The following is a 14,155-nucleotide window of genomic DNA, read 5'->3' as shown; positions in this document are numbered from 1 at the left end:
GGGCGAGGATATTTAGCGCTGAACGAGTCACCCGCAACACACCGCGCAACCCTCTTTGCATCGAGTTCGTGAAAGCACATCGGTGACAGCCGCCAAAGCCTAGCTGTTATCGGCCACGCCTCACCGAATACTCCCGAAGGCTTTACCTCTTCGATTCGACATGCCGCGCAGCAGGCGAAAGACGCCATGCGTTTTGCTCGTGCGCGCGGCATTTCCTGGAAAGAATCCTTTAACCTTTCGACGACGAGCGGGACATATGAAAGTTACTGTCATTGGCACGGGCTACGTTGGCCTCGTTACCGGCGCCTGTCTTGCGGAAATCGGCAACAGCGTCTTTTGCCTCGATGTCGACGCAAAAAAAATCGACATCCTCAATCACGGCGGCATTCCGATCCACGAGCCGGGCCTGAAGGAACTGATCGAGCGCAATGTCAAGGCAGGCCGCATCAAGTTTTCGACGAGCGTCGCGAAAGCGGTCGAACACGGCGACGTGCAGTTCATCTGCGTGGGCACGCCGCCCGATGAGGACGGCTCCGCCGATCTTCAATACGTGCTCGCCGCCGCCGAGCAGATCGGCAAGTATGCGGAAGGCTTCAAGGTGATCGTCGACAAATCGACGGTGCCCGTCGGCACGGCGGATCGCGTGCAGGCCACCATGCGCGCGGCGCTCGATGCGCGCGGCGTCAAACACGGCTTCTCGGTCGTATCGAATCCGGAGTTCCTGAAGGAAGGCGCCGCGGTCGAAGACTTCATGCGCCCGGACCGCATCGTGCTCGGTATCGCGGACGACGCCGACGGCGAACGCGCCCGCGCGATGCTCATGCGCCTCTACGCGCCGTTCAACCGCAATCACGAACGTACGATGTACATGGACGTGCGTTCCGCCGAGTTCACGAAGTACGCGGCCAATGCAATGCTCGCGACCCGCATCTCGTTCATGAACGAGATGGCGAATCTCGCGGACATCGTAGGCGCGGACATCGAAGCGGTGCGGCGCGGCATCGGCTCGGACCCGCGCATCGGCTATCACTTTCTGTACGCCGGCTGCGGCTACGGCGGCTCGTGCTTTCCGAAGGACGTGCGTGCGCTAATCCGCACAGCGCAGGAACGCGGCGCGAACCTCCAGATACTCGATGCGGTCGAATCGGTGAATGAGGCGCAAAAGAGCGTGCTCGTCCACAAGATCTGCGCGCGTCTCGGTGACGATTTGACGGGCAAGACGATCGCCGTGTGGGGCCTCGCGTTCAAGCCGAATACCGACGACATGCGCGAAGCACCGAGCCGCGCGCTGATCACGGCGCTGCTCGCACGGGGCGCGACGATCCGCGCGTACGACCCGGTCTCGCAGGATGAAGCGGAACGTGTGCTGGCGCTCGATCTCGCCGATCAGCCGGCCTTTAGCCAGCGCCTGCATTTCTGTTCGCAGCAATACGATGCGGTGTCGGGCGCCGATGCGCTCGTGATCGTGACGGAGTGGAAAGCGTTCAAGAGTCCGGACATCGGCACGCTTCATGCACGTATGAACGCGCCGTTGATTTTTGACGGACGTAACCTTTACGAACCGGAAAACATGGCGGAACTGGGCTTCGTGTACGAAGCCATCGGGCGACGCAGTGTGGAGCCGATGTAACGGCATCCACGTCGCAAGCCCGATCGTTTTCGCCTGACCAAAAAGGAAATGATGGGGCATATTCTTACCAACGTCGGCGATGCGGGGTTCAGCCTTCCGATCGCCTTCGCCTGCGCACTCTGGCTCGCGACATCGCGCTGGAGGCTTGCCGTGCGCTGGATCGTCACACTGGCCCTCGGTATGGGGCTGGTGGGCGCCACGAAGATCATCCACGCGGGATGGCACACGGAGATCGACGCGATCGGTTTTCGCATGGTCAGCGGCCACACGATGCTGGCGACGGCCACGATGACCGTCGTCCTGGCGCTGCTGTCCGACAGGGTCTTGCTCGGCAAGGCGCCGGGCGTCGCGATGGGGCTGCTGATCGGCGCGGCGACCGCTGTCGTGCGCGTGCACGATCAATCGCACTCGCCGATCGAAGTGATCTCGGGATGGTTCGTGGGCGCAGCCGTTGCCGCATTGTTCCTGCGGGCTTATACGCGAAGCGCTGCGGAACCGCGCTGGCCGGCGGGGGCGATGGTCGGATTCGCTCTCGTAGCGATGCTCGCTTACGGACGCAGCATGCCGTTCGAGGAAATGATCGACACGCATTCGCCAGCTCTGCGCGCGCTGGTCTCACATGAGGTCACGATGCGTTTTTGACCGCATCGAAACCGCAAGCATCACAACAAAGAGGGCGCGTTGAATTTCTTCAACGCGCCCTCTTTTTTACGCTAGCCGGTCACTGATGCCGGACCGCCACTCTTTCTTCTGCGTTCGATGCCTCGCCGATGCGCGTCACCGTCGCCGGCGTCTCGCTGCGTGCCGGACGTGGTGCCACTGCCGTCTCCGAGCGGAAGCGCGCAAGCCGCACTTCGATGAAGGCAGAGAGCGATGCCTTGAACTTCTCCGTCGAGAAGCGTTCGGCGTTTTCGCGGCAGACATTCGGATCGAAGAGATGCGAATTGCGCTCGAAGCGTTCGACGGCGTCGACCAACGCCTCCGCTGACTGCTCCTGGAAGAACACGCCAGTCGGCCGCTCGCGCGGCATGCCGATGACCGTTTCGAGCGCGCCGCCCTTGCCGTATGTGATGACCGGCGTGCCGCACGCCTGCGCTTCGATAATCGAGATGCCGAAGTCCTCCTCGGCTGCATATACGAATGCACGCGCGCGTTGCATGTGATCGCGCAACACCTCGAACGACTGGTATCCCATGATCTGGACATTTGGCCCGGCAACCGCCTTGACCTTTTCCATATCGGGACCGTCGCCGATCACGACTAGCCGCCGCTCGGGCGTCATCGAGAACGCCCTGACGATCATGTCGATGCGCTTGTACGGGACCATGCGCGAAGCGGTCAAGTAAAAATCGTCCTTCTGCGCGCGGACCGATAAAGAGCGCACGTCGACCGGCGGGTAGATCACCGTCGATTCACGTTGATAGGCCTTCTTGATGCGCCTCGCGATGAAATGCGAATTCGCTATCAGGTAATCGACCCCATTAGCCGAACGCGCGTCCCAGCCGCGAATGTAGTGAAGCAGGATACGCGCAAGAATCGACTTGAAGCCCTTGGAAAGCCCAGACTCCTTCAGGTACTGATGTTGCAGGTCCCACGCGTAGCGAATCGGCGAATGCACGTAACTGACATGCAACTGATCGGGACCGGTCAGCACGCCCTTGGCGACCGCATACGAGCTCGAAATGACGAGATCGTAGCCCGAGAGGTCGATCTGTTCGATCGCGAGCGGCATGAGCGGCAAATAGCCCCGATAGCGCTTCTTCGCGAACGGAAGTTTCTGTATAAATGACGACTGCACCGGACGGCCCTTGATGCACGTACGGTCCTCGAGGAAATCGACGAGGGTAAAGATATCAGCGTTCGGGAAACACTCGATGATCTGCTGCAGCACCTTTTCGGCGCCCCCCGACACCACAAGCCAGTCGTGGACAATGGCAACTTTCACGGCATCTCTCTCGCTCTAAAACGGTGGGTTGAAGAAATCCAACGGTACGAACTTATACTCCTAGGGAAAACCTCTAAGTTTGGTGGGGTGGCGTACATATCGATATCCGCAATGGAATCGCAAGGGTTCATACCCGCTATTGAGCGCCCGTTACGTTCAAAGGTCCGGCTTCAACCGCCAATGCCCTTCATCGAGGCGCCAGCATTGGCGCTCCGCCTTTTTTCGTCCCCTCTTTTCCTGTCTCTCCTCCGACACTGTTCATTCGTGCTTTTTGGCAAGGCCGTTGCAAACTACACCTGTGCGTACCGCAGTTTTGGACTTTCTTCCGCCGCCTGACAAGCTTATGTCCGTGTCTGTTGGTTAGCGCACCACCAGAGGAATACAACTTGCCCATAATGGGTTATACGATTGAAAGCAAGCCGAGGAAGTTGCGACTCTAACGAGTCCCATGTCGCCGAGCTGGCCAGGCCGTGCAAAGCTCGTCACCGAACGTGGAGTCCCTTTGCAGCCGCGCAAGCCTCGTTAGACTTGTAACCGTCGGGGATGTCCTGAAAGGTCGTGCACAACCTTCAAAACGCTAGCATGCGTCCTTAACAAGGAGAGAAACGATGTCGTTTTCCAAAAGGCTGTTCGACGGCGCCAAGGACCTGCTGCCTGACAGCGTGTACCTGAGCATTGCCCATCGCCACAAGGTAGGCCGCTTTCCCAACGTCAAAACTCCGACAACGTTCAACGAAAAAATTCTGCATCGCTGCCTGTATCCGGACCCGCGCTTCGTCGATCTGACCGACAAGCTCACGGTGCGCGATTACGTGCGGCGCAAGGTCGGTGAGCAGTATCTGATCCCGCTCATCGCCAACCCCGACGCGTTCACGCAAGAAGTGTTCGACGCCCTGCCGAAAACGTTCGTCATGAAGGCTAACCACGGCAGCGGCTTCGTCAAGATCGTGCGCGACAAGTCGGAAACGTCCTTCGACGAACTCGATGCGCTCGCGCAACAATGGCTCGTGACCGACTTCTATCGTGTCGCGCGTGAACGCCATTACCGCACGATCAAGCCGCGCATTTTCTTCGAGGAACTGCTCATCGAACCGAGCGGCATCGTTCCCGCCGACATCAAGATCCACTGCTTCCTCTCGCGAGGCGCCGTCAAGCCGACCATCTACACCGCCCTGATCTCCGATCGCTTCGGCGAGCATCCGCGCGGCGACATGTACGACGGAGAGTGGAACCGGCTCGACATCGCCATCGGCCACTATCCACGCAGCGAGAAGCCTGAACCGCGTCCGGCGAACTACGAGGAGCTTCTGTCAGTCGCGACAGCGCTCGCGGCAGATTTCGAATACGTACGCGTCGACCTCTACGCACCCGAAGACAAGATCTACTTCGGCGAGTTGACGTTCACGCCGGGCGCTGGCGTGTTTCCGATGCGACCGGACATCGTCGACTACCAGTGGGGCCAGTTGATGGGCGTGTAGGCTTCAATTGCCTACGCTCCTCCCCGAATGCCCGGCCACGATGAACGTTGTGGCCGGGCATTCGTGCTTTAGGCATGCTTCACGCAAAAGCGCTCGCGCTGCCTGTAACGCCTTAAGCCGTTTCAGTCGCGCGCATGGTCGGCAGCAAGCGGCTGAACTCTCCCTTGACGAGACCGTAGCATTCGCACGCGCGTGCTTCGAGCGCTTCGCGGTCGAGCACCTTGATGCATCCGCGCGTCTGATAGATGACACCGTTCGCGTGCAACTGCCCCGCGGCTTCGGTGATGCCCTCGCGACGCACGCCGAGCAGGTCGGCGATATGCTGCTGCGTGACCTGCAACTGGTTCGATGAAGCGCGATCGAGCTCGATGAGCAGCCAACGGCAAAGCTGCTTGCTCAAAGAGTGATGTCGATTGCATGCAGCGGTCTGCGCAACCTGCGTAAAAAGCGCCTGCATGTAGAGCATCATCAGGCGGCGCAGGAAATCCGAGCGGCGCAAGTGCTCGCGCAACAGTTGCGCATCCATGCGATACGCCGAGCCGCCGCATTGCACTTCGACGGTCGTCGGCATCGTTTCGCCGTCCGTCAATACCGGCACGCCGGTCATGCCTTCGCGGCCGACTGCGGCAATCTCGACGGATCGTCCGTCTTCCATCGTGTGCAACAGGGAGATAATTGCGGTGGTCGGGAAGTAGACGTGCCTGAAGCGATGGCTCGCGTGGCACAGCAACTGGGCCCCGCGCAACTGGACGAGTTCGAGATCGGGCGCAAGCGCTTGCCATTCGTCCGCTGGCAGCGCGCGTAGCAGGTGATTTCCGTGTAGATCTGACTGTAGGTTCAACATAGGTGTGCTCTCGTGAATATGCGCATTGAACCGCGCTTTACTGGCCACGCGGGCTTATCGTTTGACTTTCTTACATTGGTTACCGTCTTCGAAACAGAAATGGCGCACATGAAATGCGCCTTTCCGGACGCAACCTTCTTGATCCAAAGCCCCTGTCCTCAAGCCATCTCGCATGATGGGACAGGGATTGGCGCTTCTTGCGAACGATCATCCGGCAGCTATTGGTCACCCTGATGAATACGCGCGAATACAACGGCGCCTGTGTGGCATCTTTGACACGTTTCGAACGATCCTCCCGGCGACGGCAACGGTGAAAGCCGCCGTGTCGTCCTTGACGCTTGCCAAAGGAGGCACGCGGCGACTTTGCCCCGTCTGTTTCAATCTTCTTCGGCCAACGCGTGATAAGAGACGTCGTCTCTCTTGTCGCGCGGTGCTTGATCCGCGTGGCTTCAGCTCACGCGGCCGTATGTGTCGTCGAAACGCACGATGTCGTCTTCGCCAAGATACGAACCCGACTGCACTTCGATGATCTCGAGCGGCACCTTGCCCGGGTTTTCCAGGCGGTGCTTGACGCCCAAGGGGATGTATGTCGATTCATTCTCGCCAAGCATGAAACTCTCTTCGCCGCGCGTCACGATGGCGGTACCGCTGACGACGGTCCAATGCTCCGCGCGGTGATGATGCAACTGCAGCGACAGTCGCGCACCCGGGCGCACGATGATCCGCTTGACCTGGAAGCGGCTGCCCTTGTCGATCGAGTCATAGCTGCCCCACGGCCGATACACCTTGCGATGCGATTCGGCTTCGGGGCTGTGCTGCTCGGTGATGCGGCCGACCACGCTCTTCACCTCCTGCACGCGCGAACGGTCCGCGACCAACACGGCATCCGCCGTCTCGATCACCGCGATGTTCGTCACGCCGACGCATGCGACAAGGCGCCCTTCCGATTGCGCATAGCACGACATCGCGCCTTCAAAGACCACGCGGCCTTTGGCGACGTTGCCGTCTTCGTCCTTGTCGTGGGCATCCCAGATCGCGTTCCATGAGCCGAGATCGGACCACGACGTCTCGAGCGGCACGACGACGCCCGTCGCGCCCGCGTCCTGCCAGAGATGCTCCATCACGGCGTAGTCGATCGAATCGTCGGGTACGGTCGCAAAGGCCTGGCGCTCGGGCAGAAAGCACGCACCGTCCGCGCGTCCGCCATCGAAGGCCGCCTTGCACGATTCATGCATCGCAGGCTGAAGGCGCTGCAACGTGTCGAGCCATACGCTCGCGCGCACGACGAAGATGCCGCTGTTCCACCAGTACGCGCCGGAGGCGAAGTATTCGGTCGCGGCGTCGATCTCCGGCTTTTCGATGAAGCGTTCGATCTCGTAGGCGCCGTCCTCGATGGCATCGCCCAGCTTGACGTAGTCGAAGCCCGTGTCCGCGCGCGTCGGCCGCACACCAAGCGAGACGAGTGCGCCACGCGCAGCGAAGCGTGCCGCGCGCAGCACGGCACGCTGGAACGCTGCGCTGTCGCGAATCAGGTGATCGGCCGGCATGACAACGAGTACGCAATCCGCTTCGCCGCTTTGAGCGAGCATCGCAGCGAGCGATAGCGCCGGTGCCGTATTGCGGCTCACCGGCTCAATGATGAGCCGCGCGCCGACACCGATCTCTTCGAGCTGCTGTGCGGTCATGAAGCGGTGCTCGTCCCCGCACACGACGATGGGCGGGATTTCGGCCGCGCGGTGGCGCGACAACCCCGCGACACGCTGGATCGTCATCTGCAAAAGCGAGCCCGGACCCATCACGCCTGCGAGCTGCTTTGGAAATTGCTTGCGCGAGATCGGCCAGAGCCGTGTTCCCGAGCCACCGGCCAGGATCACCGGGCATAGCGGAAGGACCGCAAGGTCGCTCGTCGGGTCTGCATCGCGATTCGAAACCTCGAGTATTGCCCCCTCACTGGCTTCGCCTTGAAAGCTCATTCTGCACACTCCGGTCTATATCGTTGCGTAGCGGTCGCTTGATCAGCGATGCGGGCAATACAAACGATCTTCCTCGCCGGCCGCGGTTCGGTCAGCGAGAGACAGCAACAGCTCGCTCGGCGCTATGGCACCGGGGAACTGGCCGATATGTACGGTTATGCCAACAAGAAGTGTTGCTGCGGTGAAGCATAGACGCACCAATTCGCCAAAAAACACCGGCGGCCAAAAACGTCGTGGTCTTGTCCGAAATAGGTGAGGCGTCGGGGCCGAATTGCGCGATGCGAAATGAGAGTGTAACAAAAGCCTTCATTTTGTTTCAGCGCCAGGCAATATGTTCACGATGAATAACAGCATGTCATTATTGCCGTGCTTCGTTACATGGATTCTCCTTCAATATGAAGGAAACCCTGTCCTGACAAGGCTTTCGCCGAAGTAACAATTTTATTTATTCAACGTGGCGCGAAATGCGCCAATATCTTGCACGTTAAAAGAATAGATAATAAGCGAAGAAAAGCTTTTATAAATGTATTACGATTTAATAACGGCCGTATGTGTATTTCTAATAATATTATGAAACGCTTTGGTAAAATGAACAGCCGCCAAATCGGCCAAAATACTGTCGGAATCCGCCCGGCGATTTTCGCCTAGGCCGGAATCTTCCTACGATGCATCGCACAACCTTTGGATCGCGTGAATTGGAAGGAAACCAATGAACATGTCGACTGTCTCTGCACCATCGCAAAGCAAGCGACTTGAATCTTGCACGAGAGCCGCTCGACATATCGGACTGCTCCTGTTCGAGCAATGCTGCATCTATAACGCCGGCGTCATCAGCGAGGCGTTCCGGCTCGCGAACGAACTTCAGGCGGGCTCGAGCGCCGGACCCGCCTATCATCTTTCGCTGATCTCGCGCAGCGGCGGCAACATATCGACGTCGTCATCGATATCGATATGGACCCATCACCTGCACGAGTATTCGGTCGGCGACTTCGACGCGCTGTTCGTTGCCTGCAGCAAGAGCGAGGCGATGGCCGACCATGATCCGCATTTGCTCGCGTGGCTATTCGGGTCCGAGCGCGCAATATCGGATGGCAACGACCACACGCAACGCAGTGCGTCCGAAGGCACAAAGGGCCGCGCGCCGACCGTGCCCATCTATTGGTTCAAGGACATCCCGATGGCCGCGTGGTCCGGCTGCGAAGCGCCCGTTCATCTGGCCCTTGCAAAGATAGAGGCGGATTTCGGGCCCAACGTGGCGAGGCGCGTCGTCAGCGAATTGCAGCCGCAGCCGCTCGAGCATTCGAATGCGCCCGCAGGCGATATGTCGGTGACGACCACTACCGACAAGATTCACGCGTCGGCTGGATGGATCAAGGAGAATTTCAGCAAATCGATCTCCATCTCGGATGCCGCCGAAGTCGCTGCAATGAGCAATCGGAACTACCTGCGACGGTTCAAGGCGGAGTTCGGCGTTACGCCCCAGCAATATTTGATGAACGTTCGGTTCGAATTGATCTGCCGCCTGCTGATTGAGAGCGACCTGCCGGTGGACAAGATCGCGCGACGTTGCGGCATGGGCAATGGAGATCGTCTGGGAAGACTCTTTCGCAGGCGCTATGGCATGTCGCCGACGGCATATCGTGCGGACGGCGGAGCGGGCGTGCAGGAACAGATGGAGTCGTAAGCCTGAGCCAGGGAAAATAGCAAAAGCATGCTCCGTAGCTACACGCATGCTGCGCTCCTTGCACTTTGGAGCGGCTTATCGATATGTGAGTTTCCGCACAGAGACAAACTTCGCGCGCGAAATAACGTAAGAGCGAGGCCCAGAACTCCGGGCCCGACGCTATTGAAAGTCGTAACGCAGAACCGCGCAACTGACGTTTATACCGAGGCGCGCTGCTCTTCGCTACGCCTCTTCCCCTCACACCACCGTGCCATGTCGACATGAGCGACATGCCCGGTTCGTTGATTCTGGAGAACACCGCATGAAAGCACAGCAGCTTGCACTAGAGCGCATACGAAAGTCGATCAACACCGCTGATGCATTGAACATGAAGTCGTCCGCGGTGCTCGTCGCGGACCTGCATATGTTGATGGACATCGTCGACCGGTTCGATCTCGAAGAATGGAACGCCGACTCGCGCATGCCGCGCGAAGCTCTGGCACGCGAAGAATAAAGCGCATCCGGCCGGCCCGCGCTGCGGTCCGGCTGCATAATCAGCAAGCGGCATCACACGGGGAAGTCATGGGGTTTGCAATCAACGGCAAGTTCGCAGCACAACGCATCACCGGCGTTCAGCGCGTCGCTTACGAACTGACCCGCGCCATGCAGGCGCGCGCGTCGTCGGCAAGCGAACTGGAGGTCATCGTGCCGCGTAGTGCCGCCGACCTCGGACTCGCGTCACGGACTGCGCGTATCGGTGGATCGCTCAAAGGCAATCTCTGGGAGCAGATTGCCTTGCCAATCGCGGCGGGTCGCGACACGCTCATCAGCCTGTGCAACACCGGCCCGCTGCTCAAGCGCCGCCAACTCGTGATGATTCACGACATGGCCGTCTACGATGTGCCACACGCGTTCTCAAAGAAATTCCTGCTGTGGTATCGAATGAAATTTTCGATATTGCGCCGGCAGACGCGGCTCATTCTTACCGTCTCCAGTTTCTCAAAAGAACGCATCTGCCATCATCTTCGTATCGACGAATCACAGGTCGAAGTGATCCGGCCAGGCGCTGATCATCTGGACCGCATCACGGCAGACCCGTCGATTCTTACGCGGCTCACGCTCGTCAAGGATTCTTATTGCGTGATCGTGGGCAGTCTCGATCCACGCAAGAATCTGCAACGCGTGCTGCAGGCGATCAACAAGCTGGGTCATGTTCCCAACATTCATTTCGTGGTTGCGGGCGGCGCCAATCCCCGGATATTCGCTTCGGATAGCGCCGCGCAAAAAGCCGACTCGGAACGCGTGACATGGGCGGGCTTCGTCTCCGATGGAGAGCTGAAAGCGCTCTATAGCAACGCGGCATGCCTCGTCTTCCCCTCGCTTTACGAAGGCTTCGGCCTGCCTCCGCTCGAGGCAATGTATTGCGGATGCCCGGTCATCACATCGACGGAAGCGTCGCTTCCCGAGGTATGCGGCGACGCGGCCATGTACTGCGATGCGAATTCCGTCGACGACATCGCCGCCAAGATCGAACGCATGGTGACGCAGCCCGACGTGCGCGAGCGGCATCGCCAGATGGGCCTGAAGCATGCGAGCCAGTTCAAATGGGAGCGCGCGGCCAGCAGGCTCGCGCAGATCCTCTATGGCAGTAGCCCCGAGACTGCGCGCTACTACGAAGCACGATCGTCCGCTGAATGAGCCTGGTATAGCCAACCCTAAGAGGAAACTTAGCGCACGACATGTATCATTGCCCCTCGCGTCTTCCGAACGCCAGAGGATTAGCTTACACTCTGCTTAACAAGGATCACGAACGTCGCAATCGCGGCCCGTTCGATTGGCCTTCTCGCTGTGACTGCACCGGTGCACTCATCGCCCTCGGCACGCCTTTATCGCAAATGCATTTCGAGGGCGCCTGTATCGAAGACCACGAACCAGTTTGAACGCCGTGAAAATACTAATTGCAAACACCTTGTACCACCCCGATTCAGTCGGAGGCGCCGAAGTATCGACGCGCATCCTGGCCGAGGGGTTAAGCGCCGCCGGCAATGAAGTCTGCGTCGTGTGCGCAACCGGCACGGGTGTCGATCGCCTCAGCGAATTGAATGGCGTGAAGATCTACCATCTGCGCTCGGTCAATCTCTACTGGCCGCATCAGCCCAAGAAACACTCGCGCGTCGCCAAGCTCATGTGGCATGCCATCGACGTGCATAACGTCATGATGGCGCGCAAGCTGCGAAACATCATTGCGCGCGAGAAGCCGGACATCATCAATACGAGCAACCTGTCGTGTCTTTCGATCGACATCTGGCGTATTGCACGAAAGGCCGGCGTGCCGATCGTGCATACGGCACGCGACTATTACCTGATGTGCCCCACGTCCACGATGTTCTCGCATGCCAAGACATGCACACGTCAATGCGGGATGTGCGCGCTGTATGCGGGGCCGAAGAAGGCGGCATCGGCGCGTGTCGATGTGGCGATAGGCGTGAGTCGCTTCGTCTTGCAAAAGCATCTCGATAGCGGCTATTTCCCGCAAGCCACGCGCACCGCGGTAATCAGCAACTGCTACGTGCCGTTCAAGGACTCAGCCGCGCCCACGGAACGCAGTCGCCGCTATGGCGGAGGCGCCGTGCGCCTCGGTCTGCTTGGACGCGTATCGCCTGAAAAGGGACTTGAGATTCTGCTTGACCAGTTGCTCGCCGACGATACGCTTGACTGGACACTAGCGATCGGCGGCAAAGGCGACGCGGGTTACATGGAGAGCCTGCAGACCAAGTATCGTGATCCGCGAGTGGAGTTTCTCGGGCATGTGAAAGCGGGCGACTTCCTAAGCAGCATCGACATACTGGTGGTGCCTTCCATCTGGAACGAGCCGTTCGGGCGCGTGACGGTCGAAGCGTATTCGCATGGCGTGCCGGTCGTCGGCGCGAATACCGGTGGCATTCCCGAAGTCATCGAGCCGGATTCACACCTCATCTTCGATATCGAAAAGCCGCACACGATCATCGAAAAGATTCGTGATGCCATCGAGTTGCTCAAGAGCGCCACGGTGCACGACCGCTTGCTCAATCACGCCAAGAGTTTCAGTCCCGCATCGATGGTGGATGCATACATCGACGTCTATCACAGCGCCTTGAAAAAAGCCGTCTAAGAACGGCCGTCGCGCGGTAGGCGGCAAGCGCCGCCTTACTCCGCGACGCGCCGCTTGAGAAACGGAACCCCTTGCATGTAGAGCGTCGTCGCCATCGCAATGGCGACGCACGTCTGCACCGCGAGCACCGTCGCCGCAGCGCCCTGCTCGGCGAAGAGCTTCGACAGCACGGCGAGCAGCACGAAGTTCAGCGTCGCCGAACCGAGCAGCACGCGGCTGAAATGCGCCTTCATGCCGAGCGGCAGCATCGTCTGAACGCCGAACACATCCGCAATGCCCGACATGAACGGCACGAACGCCATCCAGCGCAGGACTTCGACCGTCGGCAGGAACTGCGGTCCATAGAGGATCTTGACGGCAAGCGGTGCGCCCAAAAAGATCGTGAGCGAGATGATTGCGACGACCGTTCCCTGGAACGCAAGCATTTTGCGCAGGAACGCGAATGCGTCTTCGCGCGAGTGGTGCATGAGATAACTGATGCGCGGATACGCCGCGGTCTTGAGCGGGCTCATCATGCCTAAAGCGGCCCGGATAAGCTTGTCGCCCGCTGCGAAATAGCCGGCCGCGACGTTGCCCGAAATCAGCGCGAGCAGAACGATGTTGCTTGACGCATAGAAATCGGTGATGGCGGTCGCCATGAAGACGCTCGAGCCGTCCTTCAGCGCCTTTACGATCGATCGTACGGACGTGTGCACGAAATCGAGTTCACGCCTTAAATACAGGTACGTGACAATGGCGATGCCCGAGAGCAGCGGCACGAGCGAATTCACGCCCATCGCCCAATAAATGTCGCTGCGGTCGCGCACGAGGAGATACATCGCGGGCACGCTCAGGACGCGCCCGGTGAACACGATCGAGCTGATGACTCGCAGATCTTCGACTCCCTGAAAATACCAGGTAGGAATCAGCATTGCCCCTACTGCCATGCCAAAACCGAGCATGAGAAGATCACGATCCTCACCAAGCCTCGGGAAGATGAAAGTCAGGACCATGAGCAGCACGAAGCCGGCGACTGTAATGGCGGTCTGCGCCATGAACGTCTCCCAGAAGACCCGGGAACGTTCTGCACGGTTACCGCGGTTGATGGAAATCTGCGGCGTGGCGGTCAGGCCGAAGCCGTAGTTTGTCAGAACGATGAAGTAATTGATGAAGGCCATCGAAAACGCGAGGCGGCCGTAGCCCTCGGGCGACAACACTCGCGTCAGCAGGGGGAGCGTGATCAAGGGAACCGCGTAGGTCGATACCTGCAGCATCATCAAGACCGCAAAGTTCTTCTTGAATGACGCCATATACGAATTGTCCTCGATTTGAGCTGGGGCATTGACATTGCAAGACGTCGCGCGATGCCCAGCGCGACGTACGCAAAACGGGGTAAGAAGTCATGCAGCCATGCGTGCACGTCTCATTGTGGAGGAAACAATACTTTTGCGTAGTGCACGCGCGGAAAGGCTTGACAGGCTTAATGCCGCTC

11 protein-coding genes are annotated in these 14,155 nt (G+C 59.3%); 7 read left to right on the top strand and 4 right to left on the bottom strand.

Annotated elements, in window-relative coordinates; all coding sequences use genetic code 11:
• The first annotated feature begins 256 nt into the window (after positions 1-256).
• Positions 257-1,630, top strand: a complete 1,374-nt coding sequence (locus AWB67_RS14195; protein WP_087656888.1) for a UDP-glucose dehydrogenase family protein — start codon at positions 257-259, stop codon at positions 1,628-1,630.
• Between the two features lie 51 nt (positions 1,631-1,681).
• The gene (locus tag AWB67_RS14190) at positions 1,682-2,272 is read left to right on the top strand and encodes a phosphatase PAP2 family protein (protein ID WP_087656887.1); all 591 of its coding nucleotides are present in this window, start codon (positions 1,682-1,684) and stop codon (positions 2,270-2,272) included.
• A gap of 79 nt (positions 2,273-2,351) precedes the next feature.
• Here AWB67_RS14190 and AWB67_RS14185 read toward each other — a convergent pair whose 3' ends face one another.
• Positions 2,352-3,575: a glycosyltransferase family 4 protein gene (locus tag AWB67_RS14185; RefSeq protein WP_087656886.1), complete on the bottom strand. Its 1,224-nt coding sequence runs from the start codon at positions 3,573-3,575 to the stop codon at positions 2,352-2,354.
• A 608-nt stretch (positions 3,576-4,183) separates the two neighbouring features.
• Between AWB67_RS14185 and AWB67_RS14180 the strand changes: the two genes are divergently transcribed.
• Entirely contained in the window at positions 4,184-5,053 is an 870-nt protein-coding gene (locus tag AWB67_RS14180; RefSeq protein ID WP_087656885.1) for an ATP-grasp fold amidoligase family protein, read from the top strand.
• Between the two features lie 112 nt (positions 5,054-5,165).
• Here the strand turns inward: AWB67_RS14180 and AWB67_RS14175 are convergent, their stop codons facing one another.
• Together AWB67_RS14175 and AWB67_RS14170 are read right to left on the bottom strand one after the other, a co-directional pair.
• Positions 5,166-5,897 carry a Crp/Fnr family transcriptional regulator gene (locus AWB67_RS14175; protein ID WP_087656884.1) on the bottom strand — a complete coding sequence of 244 codons (732 nt, stop codon included), beginning with the start codon at positions 5,895-5,897 and terminating at the stop codon, positions 5,166-5,168.
• 449 nt (positions 5,898-6,346) lie between these two features.
• The gene (locus AWB67_RS14170) at positions 6,347-7,870 is read right to left on the bottom strand and encodes a mannose-1-phosphate guanylyltransferase/mannose-6-phosphate isomerase (protein WP_087656883.1); all 1,524 of its coding nucleotides are present in this window, start codon (positions 7,868-7,870) and stop codon (positions 6,347-6,349) included.
• A gap of 715 nt (positions 7,871-8,585) precedes the next feature.
• Here AWB67_RS14170 and AWB67_RS14165 point away from each other — a divergent pair.
• From AWB67_RS14165 to AWB67_RS14150, 4 genes are all read left to right on the top strand, one after another.
• The gene (locus AWB67_RS14165; protein ID WP_235025157.1) at positions 8,586-9,554 is read left to right on the top strand and encodes a helix-turn-helix domain-containing protein; all 969 of its coding nucleotides are present in this window, start codon (positions 8,586-8,588) and stop codon (positions 9,552-9,554) included.
• A gap of 301 nt (positions 9,555-9,855) precedes the next feature.
• Positions 9,856-10,047 carry a hypothetical protein gene (locus AWB67_RS14160; RefSeq protein WP_087656882.1) on the top strand — a complete coding sequence of 64 codons (192 nt, stop codon included), beginning with the start codon at positions 9,856-9,858 and terminating at the stop codon, positions 10,045-10,047.
• A 68-nt stretch (positions 10,048-10,115) separates the two neighbouring features.
• Positions 10,116-11,231 (top strand): glycosyltransferase family 4 protein, encoded by a 1,116-nt coding sequence (locus AWB67_RS14155; RefSeq protein WP_087656881.1) that lies wholly within the window; start codon positions 10,116-10,118, stop codon positions 11,229-11,231.
• A 271-nt stretch (positions 11,232-11,502) separates the two neighbouring features.
• Positions 11,503-12,684 (top strand): glycosyltransferase family 4 protein, encoded by a 1,182-nt coding sequence (locus AWB67_RS14150; protein ID WP_235025156.1) that lies wholly within the window; start codon positions 11,503-11,505, stop codon positions 12,682-12,684.
• A gap of 35 nt (positions 12,685-12,719) precedes the next feature.
• Here AWB67_RS14150 and AWB67_RS14145 read toward each other — a convergent pair whose 3' ends face one another.
• Entirely contained in the window at positions 12,720-13,973 is a 1,254-nt protein-coding gene (locus tag AWB67_RS14145; protein ID WP_087656880.1) for a flippase, read from the bottom strand.
• Between the last annotated feature and the right edge of the window lie 182 nt (positions 13,974-14,155).

Source organism: Caballeronia terrestris, from assembly GCF_001544515.1.
Taxonomy (GTDB): domain Bacteria; phylum Pseudomonadota; class Gammaproteobacteria; order Burkholderiales; family Burkholderiaceae; genus Caballeronia; species Caballeronia terrestris.
The sequence above is the reverse complement of the archived record's forward strand: the minus strand, read 5'-3'. Positions and strand labels throughout refer to the sequence as shown.

Bases quoted from the DNA above. Each gene is read 5' to 3' on its own strand.
- AWB67_RS14195 (WP_087656888.1), top strand. From the start codon at position 257: ATGAAAGTTACTGTCATTGGCACGGGCTACGTTGGCCTCGTTACCGGC.
- AWB67_RS14190 (WP_087656887.1), top strand. From the start codon at position 1,682: ATGGGGCATATTCTTACCAACGTCGGCGATGCGGGGTTCAGCCTTCCG.
- AWB67_RS14180 (WP_087656885.1), top strand. From the start codon at position 4,184: ATGTCGTTTTCCAAAAGGCTGTTCGACGGCGCCAAGGACCTGCTGCCT.
- AWB67_RS14175 (WP_087656884.1), bottom strand. From the start codon at position 5,897: ATGTTGAACCTACAGTCAGATCTACACGGAAATCACCTGCTACGCGCG.
- AWB67_RS14170 (WP_087656883.1), bottom strand. From the start codon at position 7,870: ATGAGCTTTCAAGGCGAAGCCAGTGAGGGGGCAATACTCGAGGTTTCG.
- AWB67_RS14165 (WP_235025157.1), top strand. From the start codon at position 8,586: ATGTCGACTGTCTCTGCACCATCGCAAAGCAAGCGACTTGAATCTTGC.
- AWB67_RS14160 (WP_087656882.1), top strand. From the start codon at position 9,856: ATGAAAGCACAGCAGCTTGCACTAGAGCGCATACGAAAGTCGATCAAC.
- AWB67_RS14155 (WP_087656881.1), top strand. From the start codon at position 10,116: ATGGGGTTTGCAATCAACGGCAAGTTCGCAGCACAACGCATCACCGGC.
- AWB67_RS14145 (WP_087656880.1), bottom strand. From the start codon at position 13,973: ATGGCGTCATTCAAGAAGAACTTTGCGGTCTTGATGATGCTGCAGGTA.